Origin of the sequence: Paeniglutamicibacter sp. ZC-3, assembly GCF_025847175.2 — a bacterium.
Lineage (GTDB): Bacteria > Actinomycetota > Actinomycetes > Actinomycetales > Micrococcaceae > Paeniglutamicibacter > Paeniglutamicibacter sulfureus.
In genome coordinates this window covers 1-17,555 of the sequence record NZ_JAOYTG010000032.1, presented here as the reverse complement: position 1 = coordinate 17,555, position 17,555 = coordinate 1, and the positions used below count along the sequence as shown (strand labels likewise).

Annotated in this window: 12 protein-coding genes; 2 read left to right on the top strand and 10 right to left on the bottom strand. The window is 57.6% G+C overall.

The genetic code is table 11. From position 1 onward, the window contains the following. On the top strand, positions 1-521 hold a 521-nt coding region (locus OIU93_RS19910; protein ID WP_264271795.1), incomplete at its 5' end, for a transposase. Between the two features lie 6 nt (positions 522-527). On the opposite strand, the gene OIU93_RS19905 is transcribed toward OIU93_RS19910, so the two are convergent. From OIU93_RS19905 to OIU93_RS19890, 4 genes are all read right to left on the bottom strand, one after another. Further along, positions 528-1,553, bottom strand: coding sequence for a restriction endonuclease subunit S (locus tag OIU93_RS19905; protein ID WP_264271794.1), 1,026 nt, complete (start codon positions 1,551-1,553; stop codon positions 528-530). Continuing rightward, complete coding sequence (locus OIU93_RS19900; protein WP_264271793.1) at positions 1,550-3,100, bottom strand: class I SAM-dependent DNA methyltransferase; 1,551 nt, start codon at positions 3,098-3,100, stop codon at positions 1,550-1,552. The genes OIU93_RS19905 and OIU93_RS19900 overlap by 4 nt, the downstream gene beginning before the upstream one ends. A gap of 305 nt (positions 3,101-3,405) precedes the next feature. Further along, positions 3,406-7,731 carry a hypothetical protein gene (locus OIU93_RS19895; protein WP_264271792.1) on the bottom strand — a complete coding sequence of 1,442 codons (4,326 nt, stop codon included), beginning with the start codon at positions 7,729-7,731 and terminating at the stop codon, positions 3,406-3,408. A gap of 559 nt (positions 7,732-8,290) precedes the next feature. Beyond that, the gene (locus OIU93_RS19890) at positions 8,291-9,325 is read right to left on the bottom strand and encodes a DUF3800 domain-containing protein (protein WP_264271791.1); all 1,035 of its coding nucleotides are present in this window, start codon (positions 9,323-9,325) and stop codon (positions 8,291-8,293) included. 475 nt (positions 9,326-9,800) lie between these two features. Here OIU93_RS19890 and OIU93_RS19885 point away from each other — a divergent pair, with 475 nt between their 5' ends. Next, positions 9,801-10,814: an EcsC family protein gene (locus OIU93_RS19885; protein WP_264271790.1), complete on the top strand. Its 1,014-nt coding sequence runs from the start codon at positions 9,801-9,803 to the stop codon at positions 10,812-10,814. A 340-nt stretch (positions 10,815-11,154) separates the two neighbouring features. Here the strand turns inward: OIU93_RS19885 and OIU93_RS19880 are convergent, their stop codons facing one another. The 6 genes from OIU93_RS19880 to OIU93_RS19855 all read right to left on the bottom strand — a co-directional run. Continuing rightward, a complete protein-coding gene (locus OIU93_RS19880) occupies positions 11,155-12,357 on the bottom strand; it encodes a DUF4238 domain-containing protein (protein WP_264271789.1) in 1,203 nt (400 codons plus the stop codon). 181 nt (positions 12,358-12,538) lie between these two features. Next, a complete protein-coding gene (locus OIU93_RS19875; protein ID WP_264271788.1) occupies positions 12,539-13,087 on the bottom strand; it encodes a hypothetical protein in 549 nt (182 codons plus the stop codon). A gap of 269 nt (positions 13,088-13,356) precedes the next feature. Then, positions 13,357-15,792, bottom strand: coding sequence for an AAA family ATPase (locus OIU93_RS19870; protein ID WP_264271787.1), 2,436 nt, complete (start codon positions 15,790-15,792; stop codon positions 13,357-13,359). Next, on the bottom strand, positions 15,789-16,001 hold the full coding sequence (locus OIU93_RS19865; protein ID WP_264271786.1) for a hypothetical protein: 213 nt from the start codon (positions 15,999-16,001) through the stop codon (positions 15,789-15,791). The genes OIU93_RS19870 and OIU93_RS19865 overlap by 4 nt, the downstream gene beginning before the upstream one ends. Positions 16,002-16,098: 97 nt before the next feature. Further along, on the bottom strand, positions 16,099-16,671 hold the full coding sequence (locus OIU93_RS19860; RefSeq protein WP_264271785.1) for a recombinase family protein: 573 nt from the start codon (positions 16,669-16,671) through the stop codon (positions 16,099-16,101). A 132-nt stretch (positions 16,672-16,803) separates the two neighbouring features. Continuing rightward, positions 16,804-17,555 (bottom strand): AAA family ATPase (locus OIU93_RS19855; protein WP_264271784.1); only part of this gene is annotated, 752 nt, incomplete at its 5' end.

Here is a 17,555-nt window from a genome sequence, read left to right as displayed (position 1 = left end):
CCGGCTTCACCGCGTTCACCTCCCGCAAGAAAGCCGAACGGGTTCCCGGGCGCCTGGTGGTGCGCCGGATCCCGGAACTGAACCCGAAGAGGGCCGCCGGGCAAGGCACCCTCTTTGACGCCCACCGTTTCCACGCGTTCTTCACCACCGTGGATTCCGGTGTCCTGGACACTGTCGCTGCGGACAAGACCCACCGCCAGCACGCGGTCATCGAGCAGGTCAACGCGGATTTGAAGGACAGCGCACTGGCCCATATGCCCTCCGGGCACTTCGGCGCCAATAGTGCATGGCTGGTGGCCGCTGCCATCGCCTACAACCTCACCCGCGCCGCCGGGATCCTGGCTGGCGGCACCTTCGCCAACGCCAGGAGCGCAACGGTCCGGCGCAAGCTCATCCAGGTTCCGGCGCGCATCGCGCGCAGCGCCAGGAAAACCAGGCTCCGGCTTCCGCTGGATTGGCCCTGGGAAACCGAGTGGGAACGGCTCTTCACTTCCGCGCACGCCCCACCCCAAATCGCCTAGAACCGTTCACCGAGCCCTCTGCGGCGCAACCAGGAAACCATCGTGGAACACCCGCCGACAGCGAGGCCGGCACCCTTCCCGTGCCCAAAAACGAAACCGCCCCCGTCCGTCGCCAGCAGACGACGACCGGGGGCGGATCGGTGGATCAAGGCTTAGACCTGGGACTGCTGCGTGGGAGTTGGTGAACTCCGTCTTACGGAGTTGCTCGGCTACGAACCTCATTGGTAAGTCTGTTTGGACAAAGTAAGCAGTGTCAATAGGCCAGCAAGGTCCATCGACCCAGTGCACACTGCCAACATTGCCCTTGCGCCCCACTACGATTGCAGGAGCATCAACGAATGATTCGTCGTGCCAACCGACTACTCCAGCTGAACTCACAACGGCAACGTCCCCTCCGCGCCTAGCATCCGCCTTCAATGCCTTGCCGTACTTGAGGTGTAGGACTTGCCCTATCGTGGCCGCGCGCCACCCCTCAGGAATCGGGCCGAGGGCGGAGTCGACGAGGGGCACGTCGCTGTGGCCGGGGTAGCGGAACTTCACGAACCATTCGTGATAGATCGCGCGTGTCATCTCCTCCAGTACAGCCGCCCGCCGCCGGTTGTTCTCGATCAGGCCGTCGAAGTGGGCCAGTACCTGTCCGATGCGGAATCGCACACTTGCCTCGGGAACACGGAATTGAAGTGCCTTCAGAGTGCCCTGCGTCACCAGCGGCTGAGCCGCACCGCCAGCGTAGCGATTGAGGTTCGCGGAACGAAGAAGATAACCCAAGTAGTCGAGGTCGTCGTAGACCACCGGCTCGATGACGATGGTGTTATCGGATGCCCAGAATGGATCGTGGCTAACTGCCACCGAACCACAATAGGCACCGACGCGGCCGACAATAATGCCGCGCATGTGGCGCGCCGTATCCGACCCGCCTATGACACCGTTCGATCCATATGCTTTGAACGCTCCCTGCTCGCCGGGAACGATCGGCTTTCCACTGGAGAACCTTCCCAAGTCAGCGAGGACCATCTCATGCCAAGCCATCATGCGTCGAGAATCCCTTGAACCGCTGCATCGACTTTCGAACGGAGAACGTCGGCCTCGTCGCTCAGCATCGTGAACTCCTCATACAAGGCCTCTAAATCGCCGATGAAGTCGACGTCGCTCTCGTCGACCGCTGCAGTGCCGGTGTAGCGAACGGGGTTGAGGCTCCATCCCTGGGCCTCGATCTCGGCACGGCTTGCTACCTTGCAGAGACCAGCAACGTCGACATACTTGCCGTCGGGGAAGTTCTGCTTGAGCAGGATGTCGCTACCGTCAACGATCTGGATGTCCTCGCCTCGGTAGAGCCGCACAACGTTGGCGAGGAACTCAATCTGGTCAGGCGTGAAGTCCCGGTGGGCACGGTCAATCTGGCGGTATATGTGCCGGGCGTCGAGGAACAGCACGGTGTCCTCGCGCGGTGTACCAGTCTTAGCCTTATCGAGGAACCACAGCGTCACCGGCAGGGTGACGGTGTAGAAAAAGTTTGAGCTGATTGCCACCATCACGTCAACGGTGCCGGACTGGATCAGCTGCTGTCGGATGGCCTTCTCCGAGTGGCCGGCATCGGCAGCGGAGTTAGCCATGACGAAGCCGGCCCGGCCCTTTGCCGATAGCGCCGAGTAGAACTGCTGAATCCACAGGAAGTTGCCGTTGTCGGACTTCGGCATCCCGAACGGGAACCTCTTGTCTCCGGCCAGCTGATCTTTCTTGATCTTGTCCACGTTGAACGGTGGATTGGCCATCACGTAGTCGAAGGCGCCGACGGCACTATGAGGGTCCTCGTAGTAGCTGTTTGCCTGGCGGATATCGCCGGAGAGCCCGTGAAGCGCCAGGTTCATCTTCGCCAACGGGACAGTGTCCTCGGTTTTCTCCGTGCCGAAGACCGAGAGCTTGCGGCTGGCCGAATCGTGATGCCGTTCAACGAACTTTGCACACTGGACGAACATGCCACCGGACCCGCAAGCCGGGTCAAAGACGCGGCCCTGGAATGGCTCCAGGATCTCGACGATGAGGCGGACGATGGAGTAGGGGGTGAAGTATTCGCCACCGCCCCTGCCTTCCTGTGCTGCGAAGTTGGAGAGGAAGTCTTCATAGATGAAGCCAAAGGCATCGCCCTCGAGCTGAGTGGGTAGCGGTGCGAAGAGTCGCAACAGCTCGATCAACGTCGAACGCTCCAGCTTCTGGTACCCGCGCGGCAGGATATCCTTGAGCTCCGGATTGGCTTCTTCGATGGCCTTGATCGCCTCGTCGGTGGCCTTGCCGACGTCGTCCCCTTCGGGCAGGTCGACAAGGCTCGACAGCCGCGAATTCTCGGGTACATACAGCACAGACTTTGCCTTGTAGTCCGCGATCGTCACAGGGTTGCGGGAACTGGCCTTGGATTCGACCTCGCCACGCACCGCTTCGAACCGGTTCTCGGCGTAGGCGAGGAACACCAGCCCCAACACTGGATCACGGTACTGGCCCGGGGTGAGTTTTGAGTTGGCGCGCAGCTCATCAGCGGCAGCCCACAGCGTGGCGCGCACTTTGGCAAGATCGGTAGTTTTCACCAGTACAGGATATCGGCGAAAGGTAATCTGTCAGGCAGGGTCACTTCGCTGCTTGAGCGCGTCGCCTTTAAAAGTTCGGAACCATGACTTGCTTCTTGCACACACGGGACATTTCCGTTTTTTGATCATTACCGAACATGCCGGAACGTCCGAAATCTAATAGAGCTTTTGGCGAAGATGTAGGGGAGGGCTCCTGACAAGAAGCGTAGATGCCAAAACCTGCCCCTCGCGGCAAGACGGGGAGCTATAACGTGGCATCCGGTAAGTTCCACAGTGATTATTCACCGACCCATGACAACGGCAGGCTAGGTACGGTCTGTCTCCATAGCCGAGAGCATCGCTGCACCCAGAAGCTGCAGCTGCGGGGAGTTCTCAGCCGTGGACAAATCATAAAGATCCATTTCGGCCTGCTCCGAAGCCAAGCCTGGTTTTTGGCCGTCCTCTTCGCTGACCATTCTTGCTAATTCCAGGAGCGCATCAAGGGAGCTGGCGTTAATCCTGTCCGGTATTTGCCGGGCAGGCAGGGAGTTTTCAGCCCAGCTCTGAGCCTCGACCTCCAAGGCATCCCGTATGGCAGACGCTGAGATCGAAGAAGGCAACTCGGGCTGCCAAGTTCCCGTTCTATGTGTCCCTCGCACGAGTCGGTACGAATAGGCTGTGAGGTCTTGCACCACTCGCTGGACCTGAGTTTGCGCTGAGGAGGGCAACGCCGGCATGTCCAAAACTAAGGCGCTCTCAAGAATTCCTTCCAGTTGCAGCGGAAGAGTATTACCGAAATGGCCGAGAAGTCCCGCGCCCAAAGGGGCGACACTGCCTTGGCTGTCGGCAACGATCGAGAGTTTGCATCGGAACCTCGCTTCTTCGCGGTCATTCTTTTTCCATGTCCTCAACGCCTCGTATGCCGTTTCCCAGGCATCGAGAGGAACCGCAGCGTGCAGTGCATAGAAGGTGCTCGCCTCTGCCGGCTCCTGCTCGTCGGCATAAGCGACCTTTGTTAGGCGCACGCCTGCCGACTCCAAGCGGGCGATGAGCGCTGATTTTGTCTCTTCTGCCCGTCGGCGTGCTACTCCGTCCAGCACCTGTGCCAGGTCATCCAGATTCGTTGAACTACCATTCAGGTACTCCCGGACCAGAGGCTCGTTCAAAGTGGTAAGGAGCTTCGATGCCATCTTGCACAGCGTCTCAAGCTCGAGCGGGAGAGTGCTTCCAATTCCCGCGTATTTGGGGAATCTTCCGTCCTCCCAAGCCAAAGCGAGCATTTGGGAAACCTTCTGGAGCCGTGCGCCAGCACCATGGAGGGACTGGGAATCATCGATTGCGCTAGCCACCTGCGTGAGGCATCCAGACATCAGGTCCAGGGCCTTCTTTGCTTGATCGGTGGATTGCCAGTTGCGGATGGCTTCGTCCACTGCATCCGCTCCTGCGTTCTGCGCTAATAGACTGGCTGTCGACTCTAACGTTTCCAGCGGAAGACCTGGCAAATCTGCGACCTTCAAGGCTACTTGCTGACTCTTATCGATCCAGTCACGGGTTGCACGTCTGCTGGGATGCCTGCGAAAGAGTAGGGGGAGGGTTTCCAAAAGAAGCTGAATTTCCGCTGAAACCATGGCCTGTTGCCGGCACCTCAGGGTCCAGTTATCAGCGCTTTGTGATTCGAGGACTGCGGCCTGAACCGCCTTGTTGCGTCTCGTGGAAGAGTATCTAGGCACTACGCCGGCGCGAACGCGCTTGATCCCCTCTGAAAAGTCGCCGATGGAGTATGGGCGAGCGTGGGCATGCCAAAGTTCTGCCTCCACAACATCCGCTTCCGGGCAGGCGTCAAAGAGTCGGCGGCACAGAAGCATGACTTGTGAATTGATGGACGTCGGGTCCGAACCTGGATTGGAAGGGTAGCTGCTTTCGGGCATTGAATCAGTGTCCAGGCGTATGAAGGCGATTGCCCGCACGCGGCAGAAAGTCTGAGCATCGTAGGTCTTGGCTCGAACGATTGAACTCGGGGATTCGCCCAAAAGGGCGAGTGGCTCATACGAAATCTCCGCCGACACGCCATAGGGATCAGCGGCGACCACATCGGCGGCCCTGCGTGCTGTTTCGCCAAGCGTGGCTTGGCACTGCGGGCCATCCAAGGAAGCCAAAACGGCCAGACTGGCTGCGAATCGGGCACGGTATTCAGCATCGGCGAGTGTTCCGGCACTGCCCGGGGGATCGGGCAGGTGTGGCACATGGTGGGCATAGATCGCATGCGCTTGTTGTGCATCCAATGCCAACAAACCTTCTGCGGCCTCACACAGCCGCAACGCTGCTTCTGTCGAAGTGCTTATGAGGACCTCCGTGAGCGTCTCCTCGTCGATCACGTGCCGCACCACATCGACAGCAGAGGGTTGCCACGTTGGCAGCAGAGACCCCAGCTTCTGGACATTCCGCAACAAATCCGAGCCGCGGAACATCTTCGAGGTCGAGGCGGAAAAGGCCAGAAGGAATGTGGTGGATAGGACCGATTCGCGCGGCTTGTTTTGGGCAACCACGGGAAGTGACGCATGAACATACGCCAAGGCATCCAAACGCTCCGCCGTTTCCAGGAGTGCTCTGATCCAGTCTGCCTGCTGCATCCTCCTTTGTTGACGGCCGGTGGACTCGTTCAGTTGGTTTCCGATGAAGTTTGCCAAAGGACCAAGTGCACGCTGGATCGCCGATAGGCGTTCGCTAGGAGATCCTGTTACACGCTCCGCCACGATCCGACAGATACGTCCGGCGGCCCGGCGGACAACAGCCGGTTGTTCTGCCCCAGGGATGGTTGATAGGACACTCGCGTAGGTGGATGCCAAGGTGGGCGGGGGTGTTTCGTGGAGAACGTCTAATAGGATCTCCGCCCGCAGATCGTGAAGTCCTCGCCAGCCGATGCCGTCCGTCGTGGTCACTAGGTGCTCATGCTGGAGGTGCCGCAGTGCATCACCTAGATCCTTTGCGTCGACGTCGAGAAGCGAGGGCAACGAATCGGCGGCAACGCTGTGCCCCAGAGTATGCGCAGCACAAACCAGTCGTAGTACCTGAAGAGCGGAAGCCGGGCCGTGCGCGGCGATCGAGGAAACCTGATCGCGGAGCACTTCGTGGAGCCTGCGCCCGGTAGTGGCAAGAGCAATGAATTCCATAAGCAATCCGTCCGCTCTGGCGGTTGCTTCTTCAGGCTCCATCTGTGTCGGTAGGCCTGCCTCAAGGAGAGCCTCATAGATCTGAGCTGCCGAATCGGTTCGGAGCGCAGGATCCACCACGACGGCTCCCCTTGTTACCGCGGGCGACATGTCTTCTTGTCTGCATGCGCCCAGCATGCTGACACCCGGGAGTTCTAGCAGGCTGTCTCGAGCAGCCGGCCAGGCCGCCATGTGCGGTTGGCCTAGGTTGTCGACGCAAACCAGAATCGGCCGTTCGCTGCTGGGGAGCAGCCGCCTGATGTGACGGATGAGCAACTGTGCGTCGTCTGCTTCGGGGAGACGTTGCACTCGTACAATCCGGGGGCCCATGGAGACAGTAAGGGCGGTCCGCCACAGGAGCGCAGACTTTCCGCTGCCACTGGGCCCGGCAATAACGACGTTTTTGGACTGGGCGAGTTCCTTCAGAATTTGCGAGGTTTCCTCGGGGCGGAGGACATCGAGATTCGAGACGATGTGGTTCGGCACAACGCTGATCCCCTCGAGGAATGAGCGGCGGGTGTCTTCGGATTCGGAGGCGAAATCCGCGGGTTCACATATGCCGGCGGCAACAGCTTCATCGAGGCTAGGAACGTCGATTTGTTCCAGAAGCCTGAAAGCCATAGTGTCCAGATCCCTTGTCGACTGGATCTTCGCCTTCTCGACAATCCCCCCGCTTTGCTGAGCAGACATTATGGTGAGATCGTGGACTAACTGAGCTCTTAGCAGAGCGGCCACGGAGGGATGCAATCCAAGGGACGTTGAGAGGTGCGACTCCGTGGACAGGCTGAGATCCGGTGGCGTGTTGACGAGATGGGTGCGGGCGATCAGGTCTTCGGCACTGATTTCGGCTATGCCTTTTTCGATCAATTTTTCTCTCAGGGCATCCAAAAGCTTTTTCTTTTGCGGTAGCGACTCACCTGCCTTGTTCAATTCAGAAAGCAGAGTTGAATCCCAGCCGGTGGATGGAAGGGAGCTGCCGAACTTCCCATCGGTAACTACGGCGACCGCCCGGTACTGCGCGGCATCAGTCTGGGCGGACTTGAAAACGGTGGCGGCGTGGACAAGGATTTCTACGAGTTCTGACTGGGCTATGGCCCTTCCACCGATTTTGCGCTGCTTACTCTGAACCAGGATCCAGGAACCATCGGCGAGAAGGCAGTCGATGTCCTCGAAGCCCTCGGGCCGGATAGCGACCACCGGAAGGGCGGCTTTGGCTCGGGCATGACCCGCAGCCAACAAGTCGGCAGCGAGGCATGTCTGGTAGCTGACTCCGGCAACATTCGCCGCCCCGCTGCGGAGGGAAGCGAAAAGCGCATCCAGCGTCGCCGGCTCCTGCGCGAGTGAAATACGTTCGCGGTCAGAGACGGCTTCGTGGGAAGTGCGCTGGTGGGATCTGCGTATCGCTTCTCGCTGAATACCGGATTTCCGAGCCTTTGATGCCACATTTTCTCCATGTTGTTAGACATCCTGTCTATCTGTCCTGAGCGTCCATCGGAGGATGCGACACGCCGACTCGTGGATGCCGAGCACGTTCGGATGCCTAATGTCTGTCTCAATGGAGGACTTTTGGATGCGACCCTAGCGAAAGGACCAAATCCGGACACGGCCTGATTCGATAGGACCGCGCGAATGGTCAGAGTGATTCCGGGAGAGGGAGGCGCGGAATGGGAGGCTCTCCAAGGAACCTTCTCAGCAAAGGATCCTTTGCTGAGACCGTATGCAGGATTGAGAGTAACGAGATGGTTGGGCGTCCATATCGACGTTGCATGGGTTCAGCTGGTCTCATCAAGGTGTCTGGCTCACCTTCGTCCCAAGAACGTCAATCCAGAACCAGCTATGAGACATCCGCTATCCGAGCATCTTGAACGATTCCTCAATGGGCTCTCCGACTTGGGGCGGGGTGACAGGGTGATAAGCACACCCAAAGTCGGAGAGCCGTCATTCCCTGGTCTGACGTGGCCGCGTTAGGATGGACTGACTCGTTCTTCGGCGAATTCTTGGATCAGACGCGGGGTCTAATCATCTCCCAGGACTTGCTATCTCCCCAGAGTGAATTGAAATGTACCATGTGTCGGATCATTTCAAGTCCTTCCTCCTGGGCTTCTCCCCTCAGAGCGTCCTCCGCCATCTGCCGACAGAAGCCGGCAGAAATATCGGCGAGTTGGATTCTCGGATCGGATTTGGAATCGACATGCTTGATGTCCACAAGTTCGATTTTTTGAGAAGACATGCCAAAGCCTGGTGGAATTCCGTGGTTAGCGACAAGTAGAATCCGTTCGAGCATTGGCTTGGTAAGTGCGGTCTGCTCATCGTGGAAGATGCTGATGGGTCGCTTGATCCGAGAGTGCCATTCCAATGCGAGCTGGAAGAGGGAAGTTTCCAAAGGGTCGAGTGCCCTCATCTCAATCCCTTCTTCCAAATCGGACTGAAACTCTTCGGCGTGCTCTCTGGTCTCCCACAGCATCCCAAGGACTTTCGAGACTTTTTCACGACGTGAAGTGAGTCGATACTTGTCGACCTTCTCATAGAAGCCGTCGACTGTTTCCTTAACCCCCTTCCGCTGCTTGGATCGCATCATTGATGTGAAACCAGAAACGAGCTCATCCCAACCGTCAGGGCCGAGCGCTCTAGGACCGTACTGGTAGAGATCATGGGCCAGCTGTTTGGCTCTTCCATGAGCGTAGAGGTTGACTCCGCGCTTGTAGGCTTCCTCCTCGATCAGCATGTCAATGATCTTGCCGACCGCATGGTAAGTCTTTTCAACCAAATAGATTTGCGTTTTTCCGACCAGTTTGCCACCCGGACCATACAGTTCGTTCAGGAGCCCGCGACCGCTATTGATGACGGTCTTGGCCTTGAGTTCTTCGCCCTGAGCGCGAGTTTTCTTGCGTAGGTAGGCCACTAGATCGGAAGCCTCTGCCACCTCCATGTGGACGCTGCCATGGGCGAAGACGGTTGTAGTGCCACCCATGAGGTTTTCACCGTCGTGTCCTGACTCGTCGAAGTAAATCTCGGCGACAGTGCTGTCTTGGGTCATATACCTGTTCCTTAGCTTCCGTGTATTCTCACTCAAGGATCTCAGAAATTTCCCGGCCTTGAACCGACTGTAAGTTCTTGGTGGTAGCACGTAATGCTGGCCTGGGACTAGCTGGCAGACGGGTCAGAATTCTTTTTAGGCCCGTTAGAAATCCGCCCATCGCTGAGTCGGAAGTGTATCCACGCATCCGACACCGCAGAAGTTGTCCCCGCTTAGTGGTGATTCGCCCGAAGTGGACAATTGCAGACAGGGCGACTGCACGGTAAGGATGACTCGTATTCCAGGGGCTGAGAGACGGTCGCGCTGTCAATCCTCCAAGTCATTTGCCCGGATGTCCGGTCCGTGCCCTTCCGTCCTAACCCGCAGGCGGCCGTGCAGTCGACTTCTGCTCCGGCCTGCGCATTGCGGATGCACACACCTGGCGGCGGGTAGGACATCATGGACCCAGCGATCACATTCGAAATGGAGAACTTCAATGAGCACTAACACCGACCTAGTCGTCGACGGCGCGACCACGATGAGCGCGTACGAGAGGCAGGTTTGGGACACGCTCAACAAGCACTGGCAGCGCCGTGACAACCGTCGTGGTCTGCCGAACTGGGCCAGCGCCGCCCTCGATCGCACCGGTGAAGCGGCGGGAAATGCCGTGAGTCGGGTGACGAGCGCCGTGCCGGAGGCGGTCATGAAGCCGATCCGTCGCGCAGGCGACGCGGTCGCCAACAAGGCCGTGGGGCCGGCGTTGGGAGCCGGGGCCTCGCTGCTCGAGTTGGTCAACGACTGGGCCATGGAGCTTAACGACCCCAAGAGCGTCCAAAAGCTCGCCCGCAAGCAGGGTCTTGAACTCAACAGTTTCACCGAACTACGGCAGCACGACCTTAAGGTCTGTGACCGGCTGTTGACCTTCAACACCCTCACATGGCGGACCGCTGGTGCATTCGAAGGTGGCGCCATGGGTCTGCTAGCCATGGTCCCCGTTGCCGGTATCCCTGTGGCGATGACGGCGGACATCCTTGTCATCCAGGTCCTGAGCACGTCGATCGCAACGCGCATTGCTTACTCCTACGGCTACGATGCCAAAGACCCTGATGAACTGATGTTCATTCAACGCCTGGTACGTCGGTCGTTTATGGCGCAGGCGGCCAAGGCAGAACCGTTGCGTGACGTGGCGCGTGCGGCCGACGCGATCAGGGGTCGCATAAGGTGGTCAGACAAGCTCCGCGCAGACCATCGTCTCTTGGCTGCCCTTGAGAAGTTGATGCAGCAGTTAGGCCCGGCCGGCTCCAGGGTCCCGGTTCAGAATGTCGCCAAGGTCGTGCCCCTCGTGGGTGTCCTCATCGGGGCTGGAATGAATTCCGCGATCCTGGGCAACGTGGCCGCCGACGCCCAGCGGTACTGCCAGACCAGATTCCTGTGCGAGAAGTACGGGTTGCCGCTTCCAACCGCACTAACGATCGATCAGGACGACGAACCCCACACCGATGCCACGTAAGTGATGGCCGCTGGGTGGCGGTCTTCGGTCGTCCCGTTCTTCGGAGCGGATGGCCCGCATTAGCCGGTAAGCACCTCGCGCGGGCAGCAAGGCTAACGAACAATTGGGTGAGGAGCTGGCTAAGGTCCAGAAAGCGACCGTCGGCAGGGATACCGAAACCCCAGTGAACGCCGAGGCGAAAACGAGAGCTTCTAGCTGTGGGAGCGCTGGACTCCGACAAGTACCAGTAAATACTCAAGGCTGTCTGGCACAGGAGGTATGGGCGGAATCAGACCTTCGTCTCCCATTGAACAAGGTCTGACTCTTCTCCACCGGCGTCGACGCTGCCGCGTGTTGGTCTCTAGCGATACCAACGTTCGACGGGCCACGGGGGAGGGGCGTCTGAATCTTTCCATCTGGAGGGAGTGTAAAAGCTCAAAAGGGATCTGGCGCTTTCTCCTTCAACTGGGTGTTCAGTGATTTCCAGTAGGGAGGAGAGCCGGGGGACCTTCAATGCAGCAGACATCCGTCGGCTGGCCTTTTCGAAAGCTAATTTGTGGCTATGGGCCAGAATTTCGTGGTTGATCTCTACCGTCTCTGCGGTCGTCAGATCTCGTAGCCAATGCCGTCGAGGAGGATGTTTGAACATGGCCAGAAGAGCTCCTGGTTCCAAGGCGAAAACCACCACCCATGCTTCGCCCACGCCGCTCTGCATACCGCGGGAAGTACCAGGACCCCCAATGGGTACGACTGGTTCGTCGCAGGTTAACAGCATGTGTGGCGTCCGGAGGATTACCCAGTGCCGTTTGGAAAGCTCTTCGGCCACAGGCAAAGCCATCGAAAATGACAAAGACACGGCGGCCGCTGTTTGCTGCTGGATTTCTATCGAACCGTCTTGAATACCAGCAATGAACCTCTTCGACTCCGCGAGTTGCTCCGGTGTGGGTGGCACACTACTTTTCTGGGCCAAATCAGAAAGTTTTTCGTCGCTCAGATCCCCGTATTGCATCTTGAACTGCTCACGTGTAATCGCCTGGCTCCGCTCTCGGGTGCCCGTTCCCCTGACATGCTGAAAACCTAGGAAAATTGCCAAGCTGTCTTTGGATGTGGAATTGCGGCTGGACAAGCCATGTTGAAGGAAGTCATCAATCGCGTGCTTGCCCAATTCTTCGATCTCGGAGAGTTGCGTTTCGGCAAATAGTGGGGGAACCACCGCCGGGTCCACGTCTTCGGAGGCCATGCTGTAGAAGTCTGTAATCCGAGCCGCCTTCTCAGGAGCACACGTCCAGGAATTTCCTTCATCCACGTTTGTTACGCGCAGTTGTTTTGCTTCCGTCCATCTCCGCAAATAGGACGCGGGAACGATGTGGTGTTTCCTTGGCGGCGTCTTCTCATTATTGATTGCCTTTGAGACGAGCGCCTGAATCGCTGGATCGTCCACGTCGTATTGCGTGTTTGCCAGGGCAAGCTCGCGCGCCTTAGCTTCCTCCTCCTTGGAGGCGGCGATCGCTCTCTCCAAATTATTGTCGTCTGGTATTGAATTGCCTTGGCGATACGATGTCATTTGCTCATACTTTCACGGGTGAGGTCTGGTGATTTTGTTCCATGGTATGGGAATGCAGATTTCTCTGTATCGATTACGCGCATCCTCGAGGTTTTTCTGCATTAATATATTATGGCAATTTGATCCCATTGTTTTCGCACGGCTGTGATCCATGTTGGATGCGGCGGGTTCGTGTTTATATCTATGGTCTACGGTTCCACCAGTGTTTCAAGCCGAGATCCCGCTGAGCTTGGTCAAGGAACGCTTCCCAGGCTTGGAGTTGTAGAGCTTCTTGGTCCACTGTTCCTAGACCCTTGCAAGCTGACTCGCTCCAATCGTTCGTACGTGCGATGTATACATTTAGAAGATCAACAGCCTTTTCAGTCGCTAGAAGTTCACTCTCAGCATGGGAACGTTGGAGTGTCACCGATAGACGCTCTAAATTGGAAATCGCTGAATTGTGTTGTCCTGCGAACGAATTGTGCTCGATGGCCTTACTGCGTTCCATATTGTCGCGGTCAGGATATTTCTCTTGGTACTCGATGACACTTGAGGCAAGTTGCCTCATCTGTTCCAGGAATTCATGGTGGACCTTCGTAAGCTGTATGTAGGAACGGACTCGTTGTTGTCTTTGCCAGCGTTTCCCCTCATTGAATGCGGCTATCACGTAGCCAACTGCGCCAATGGAAAGGGCGATAAGTACGCTGATCACAGCGGGAATGACTGTTGAGGCGAGTGTGAGGCTGTCCATTGGCTCAGCTTAGAAGAAGACATAACGAGAGCTGGTTTCGGGCTTGGGTCGCAGCGGGACAGCGTTTAGGAAGGATGCTCATTTGGGGAAGAAAGTGGCATGGCCGAGCCTCATTTCGCGATCTACCTGTATAGCTGGCGTGCCTGCATTATGAGGAATAGCGCGTTCTTGTGTTCTTGATATTTTCAGCAGCGATCGTCTCCCGTGTCCTCCAAAATCCCTACCTTTTACTCCGTCTAATTCGCTACGAGATAATTCCCCGCTCCAAGCTATTTCTTCTCAAGCAGATTTACCGATACGGCTTGACAGGCACAACGCAGGGAATCCTTCTCGGCGGTTATCTGGACTAGGCCCTCGCAATTGCTACACGAAAATGCCCCCATCAGGAGTTTCCAAGACGCCGCAACCAAAGAAAACTCAGCTGGTGTCTGGTTTTCCCATTCGTTGAAGTGAACCACGGTGTTGATAGCCCATTCGTCCTGCTTTGCTTCTTGAGCGGTCTTTTGAACCCGGCTATCCCAAGCGTCCAAATGAGCAACAATATCGGTCTGCCCCCAGGAGTTGGCGGACTTCTTACCTTTCTTAATAGTGGATCGAAGTGTGCTGATACTGCTGTTGAAGAGTTCCCCAAGAGTATTTTGGCCATCCAGCTTGTATGGGATGGGTGCGGCGAGATTGCTGGCGCATTCGCGCCCTATGTGCTCAAGGTAGGAACGCAAGGACCCAGCGGCAGCTTTCACATGGCCTGTCTTCAAGAAGGCCTCAATCTCGCCCCATGGTTCATAGTGCGCCCAGTCAACGGGTCCGCTGTCCACGCTCCAAGTCCGAAATTGGAGGACGCTACGACCCTTGACAAATCCCTGAGATTTCATCTGGCGCATCCATTGTTCATCATGGGTGGTCACAACAAACTGCGTGTCCGGGAACTCCTTCATCAACAAGGTCACGACGAAGCGCCGATGGCCTGAGTCAACTGACATCAGAACGTCGTCCAATGCACATAGGGTAAATCCGGTACCCAGCGTAAATTGCGCTAATGCGAGATAGAGGCACAGTCCCATCGCATCCTGATGACCCTCGCTGTGGTACGCCCCGGGAGGAAACTCTCCACGGCCGTAGAAGTCCACACTCATGTCCAAGCCGGCACCCGACTGAGTTAAAGTCGCCGAAAACTGGCTCTCGTCGTCAGCATTGATAGCGGAGTAGAACAGTGCGAACTTCGACTGAACGGAAAGATAGATTTGTAGAAGGCTCGCAGCAGTCGAATCCTCGAAGGTTTCACAGAGTGTGGTGGACCTCTGAGACTTGGCGGATAGTTCCGAAGTCGATACCTCCTGCTCTGTGTACTCGTGCAAGGCCTGCGATAGGGACCGCAATCGGCTTCTTTGCCCATCTGCTTCGCTGGGCAGGGGCAGCGCCCGAACTTTACTGTCAAGCTCAAAGAACCAGCCCTTAAGCGGCATAATGTGCGATTTCGTTAGAGCCCCAAGTGTTGCCAGCTCATCAGAGGTATCGACGGATGCGAGTGCCGCGGTTATCGCACGAATCACTTCGAGTTGCTTCTGTGTCATGACCGACTCTTGGCCAACCGCTTCCGCCACAGGAAGCGCAAGTACAATCGATTGCTGCAATTCCATGAACTCAGGGACCAGATTGCTTGCCCTCAGTTTCAGGGCAGCCAATGTGTCCCTTGCCGAGGCAGCTTCAGCTTTCTTACGGGCCACTATGTCCTCAAACTCCCCGGGGAGCCAAGTCGTGGCACAAACGGGACAGTCCGCACCGTCAAACATTTCCAGTGCTGATTCGAGAAGAGAGTCGGAGTCTAGAGCTGTCATGAACTCGGTGGAATTGTTCAGATCATTGGCATCCTCAATTAATTGGTATAGCTGGCCATCAAGGTCGGCCTGAAGGGAGCTTGCCACGCTGGATTGAAGCCCTGGGAGCTTGTCTAACCACTCGGATCTATTGGCCAGGGGAGTGTAACTACTCGAGGATGAATCTACTCCCTCGAGGATCAATTTTGGCGTCAGATCCGATATAGTCGTCAGCCCTAAACTTGTTCTGTTTGCGTTGACGACACTCAACAACGCTGCGGGGCTGAGGGTTTCGATTCCGGACGCGAACAGTAATGCTTTCTTTCGACCGGCGAGATTGGCTTGGGCAACTTCAGAATCGCGTTTGTCTGCATTTCGCACCCGGACTAATGTCTCTCTCACTTTCCCAATGCGTTGAAGACCTAGCAGCTCCGCTACACCGTCTGCTCGGCTTTTGCCCTCGGCCAGAACGAAGCGGACGATCTCTCTTCGCGTCAGTGCGAACTCGGGATGCTGCACCATCCATTCGAGTGCAGCCTCCGCTTCGGGAGTTTTTGGGGAGAGGGTTGGCTTTCGGTAAGTTGCAACAGTTCGCTTTAGAGTGTGGGAGGAGCCGGTGCCGACGACGGTAAATGTCATCTCGACCCACGCATCTTCAGGGGTCTGAGCTACGTCGACATGCGGAGCATGCAACTTCACGGAGACTCCAGCTGTCCCGCTGCCCGTTAAACGAGTGATGGACCCGGTAAGCGCAAACTCCAGCGCGTCGATCACGCCGCTCTTTCCTGTCCCGTTCCGTCCTGCAACTACGAAGGGCTTTTGATCCATCCTAAATTCAAATGAGCGGATGCCCCGAAAGTTGTTGACGCGTAGTTTCTCGACCTTGATCACTTGTCGCTGCCTTCAAGAATCGCGCGTATTTCAGCTTCATTCGGCACCTTCTCGCGCCTGAAAAGTGTAGCCAATCCTGAACCAAGGCCCGCGAAGCCGTCTACTTCTTCTAAAGAGCGGCCAAAATCGATCATGATTCGATCCATAACGGAATACACGGTGTCGTCGTCAGGCGCTGCAATAGGAGCAGTCTTCTCAGGGTTAGGCATGTTTACATTCTGGCCGCATGAGTGCCAACTAGTAGCATTATCGGTCTTCCGAGCGATTCGCTGATTTCTGGCCATACAGGGTAAATCGAACTTCGTTCTAGGATGTGCGCTGCACAATCCGGTAGACGGTGCTGCGGGCGACGCCGAAGAGTTCGGCGATTTCGGCGCTGGTGTGCTTGCCGCCGTGGTGCAGGGCCACGAGGTGTTTTTCTTGGGCGGGGGAGAGCTTGGGTTGCTTGCCGCGCAGCCGGCCCTTGGCCTTGGCGATCTGCATGCCCTCCCTGGTCCTTGCACGGATGAGGTCGGATTCGAATTCGGCGACCATCGCCAGGACGTTGAACAGCAGCCGCCCGACGGGGTCGGTGGGGTCGTGGACGTTCCCGCCCAGGCTGAGCTTGACCTTGCGCTTGGTGAGGTCCTCGACGATGTCCCGTGCATCGGGCAGGGAGCGTGCGAGGCGGTCGAGCTTGGTGACCACCAGGGTGTCGCCGGCGCGGCACGCAGCCAGGGCCTGCTTGAGTCCGGGCCGTTCGCGGTTGCGACCGGTGAGGCCGTGGTCGACATAGACCAGCTCCTCGGGAACTCCGAGCGCCTTCAGGCCCGCTTGCTGGGAGGCGAGGTCTTGAGAGTTGGTGGAGACGCGGGCGTACCCGACCAGATGCGACGACATGTTCCAAGTGTAGCGTTTGGGCTACCTTCACCGGGCATTAGTGCGGGCGGGTCATGCGCGAATGGGACTCCATTGAAATTTCAACGTTTTCGATGTGAATCGCAACGGTAAGTGGCGTGTTTTTCGCGGCGCTTATTGGCCGATGAGTAGGGCTCGCCGTGCAGTGTCGACAATCTCGGGGGTGAGTCCGGCGAGGGCGTTGACCGTTTGGACGCGTTCGATCTGGGTGGTCAGCCGGTCGACGAGGCGGAAGTTGCCGCCGGTGATGCGGACGATGGTCGCGATGGCTGTTGCGTGTGCGAGACCGCCATCGGCTTCGTCGTTCCCTGGCGGGAAACGTCGGGTCAAAACTGCGGTGAGTTCCTCGGGGGTGAGTTGGCAGTATTCGTGCGCGAAGCCGATGCGGCTATAGAGCTGCGGGTAGCGGGCCAGGCGCTTTTCGATCCCCGGCATTCCGATGAGTATGACGCCCATGGTGTGCCGATCGAAATAGTCGCGGACCTGTTCGAGGCCGGCGGTCTTGAGGCGGTCGGCCTCGTCGATGATGAGCAGTTCGGTGCGGCCGCTGGAGCGTGACTCGCGGTGGATGAAGGGATCCACGACGCCGTGTTCGGCGTAGTCGAGAGCATAGGAAATCTGTTGGCAGACGCGCGGGAGCCCTTGGTCAATTTCCCGGACGCTTGCCGAGACCGTGGGGGTGAAGAATGCGGTGCGGGATTCGAGCACGCGTTCAGGTACGGGATCGAGGTGCTCGGGGAAGGGCATCTGCCATTGTTCCCAATCGTCGGCGCCGGCGTAGTGCCGGGCCGAAAGGGTTTTGCCGACCCCAGGCGATCCCCAGCACAGACCGATGTAGCGGTGGGCGCGGACGGCGTCTGCGAATT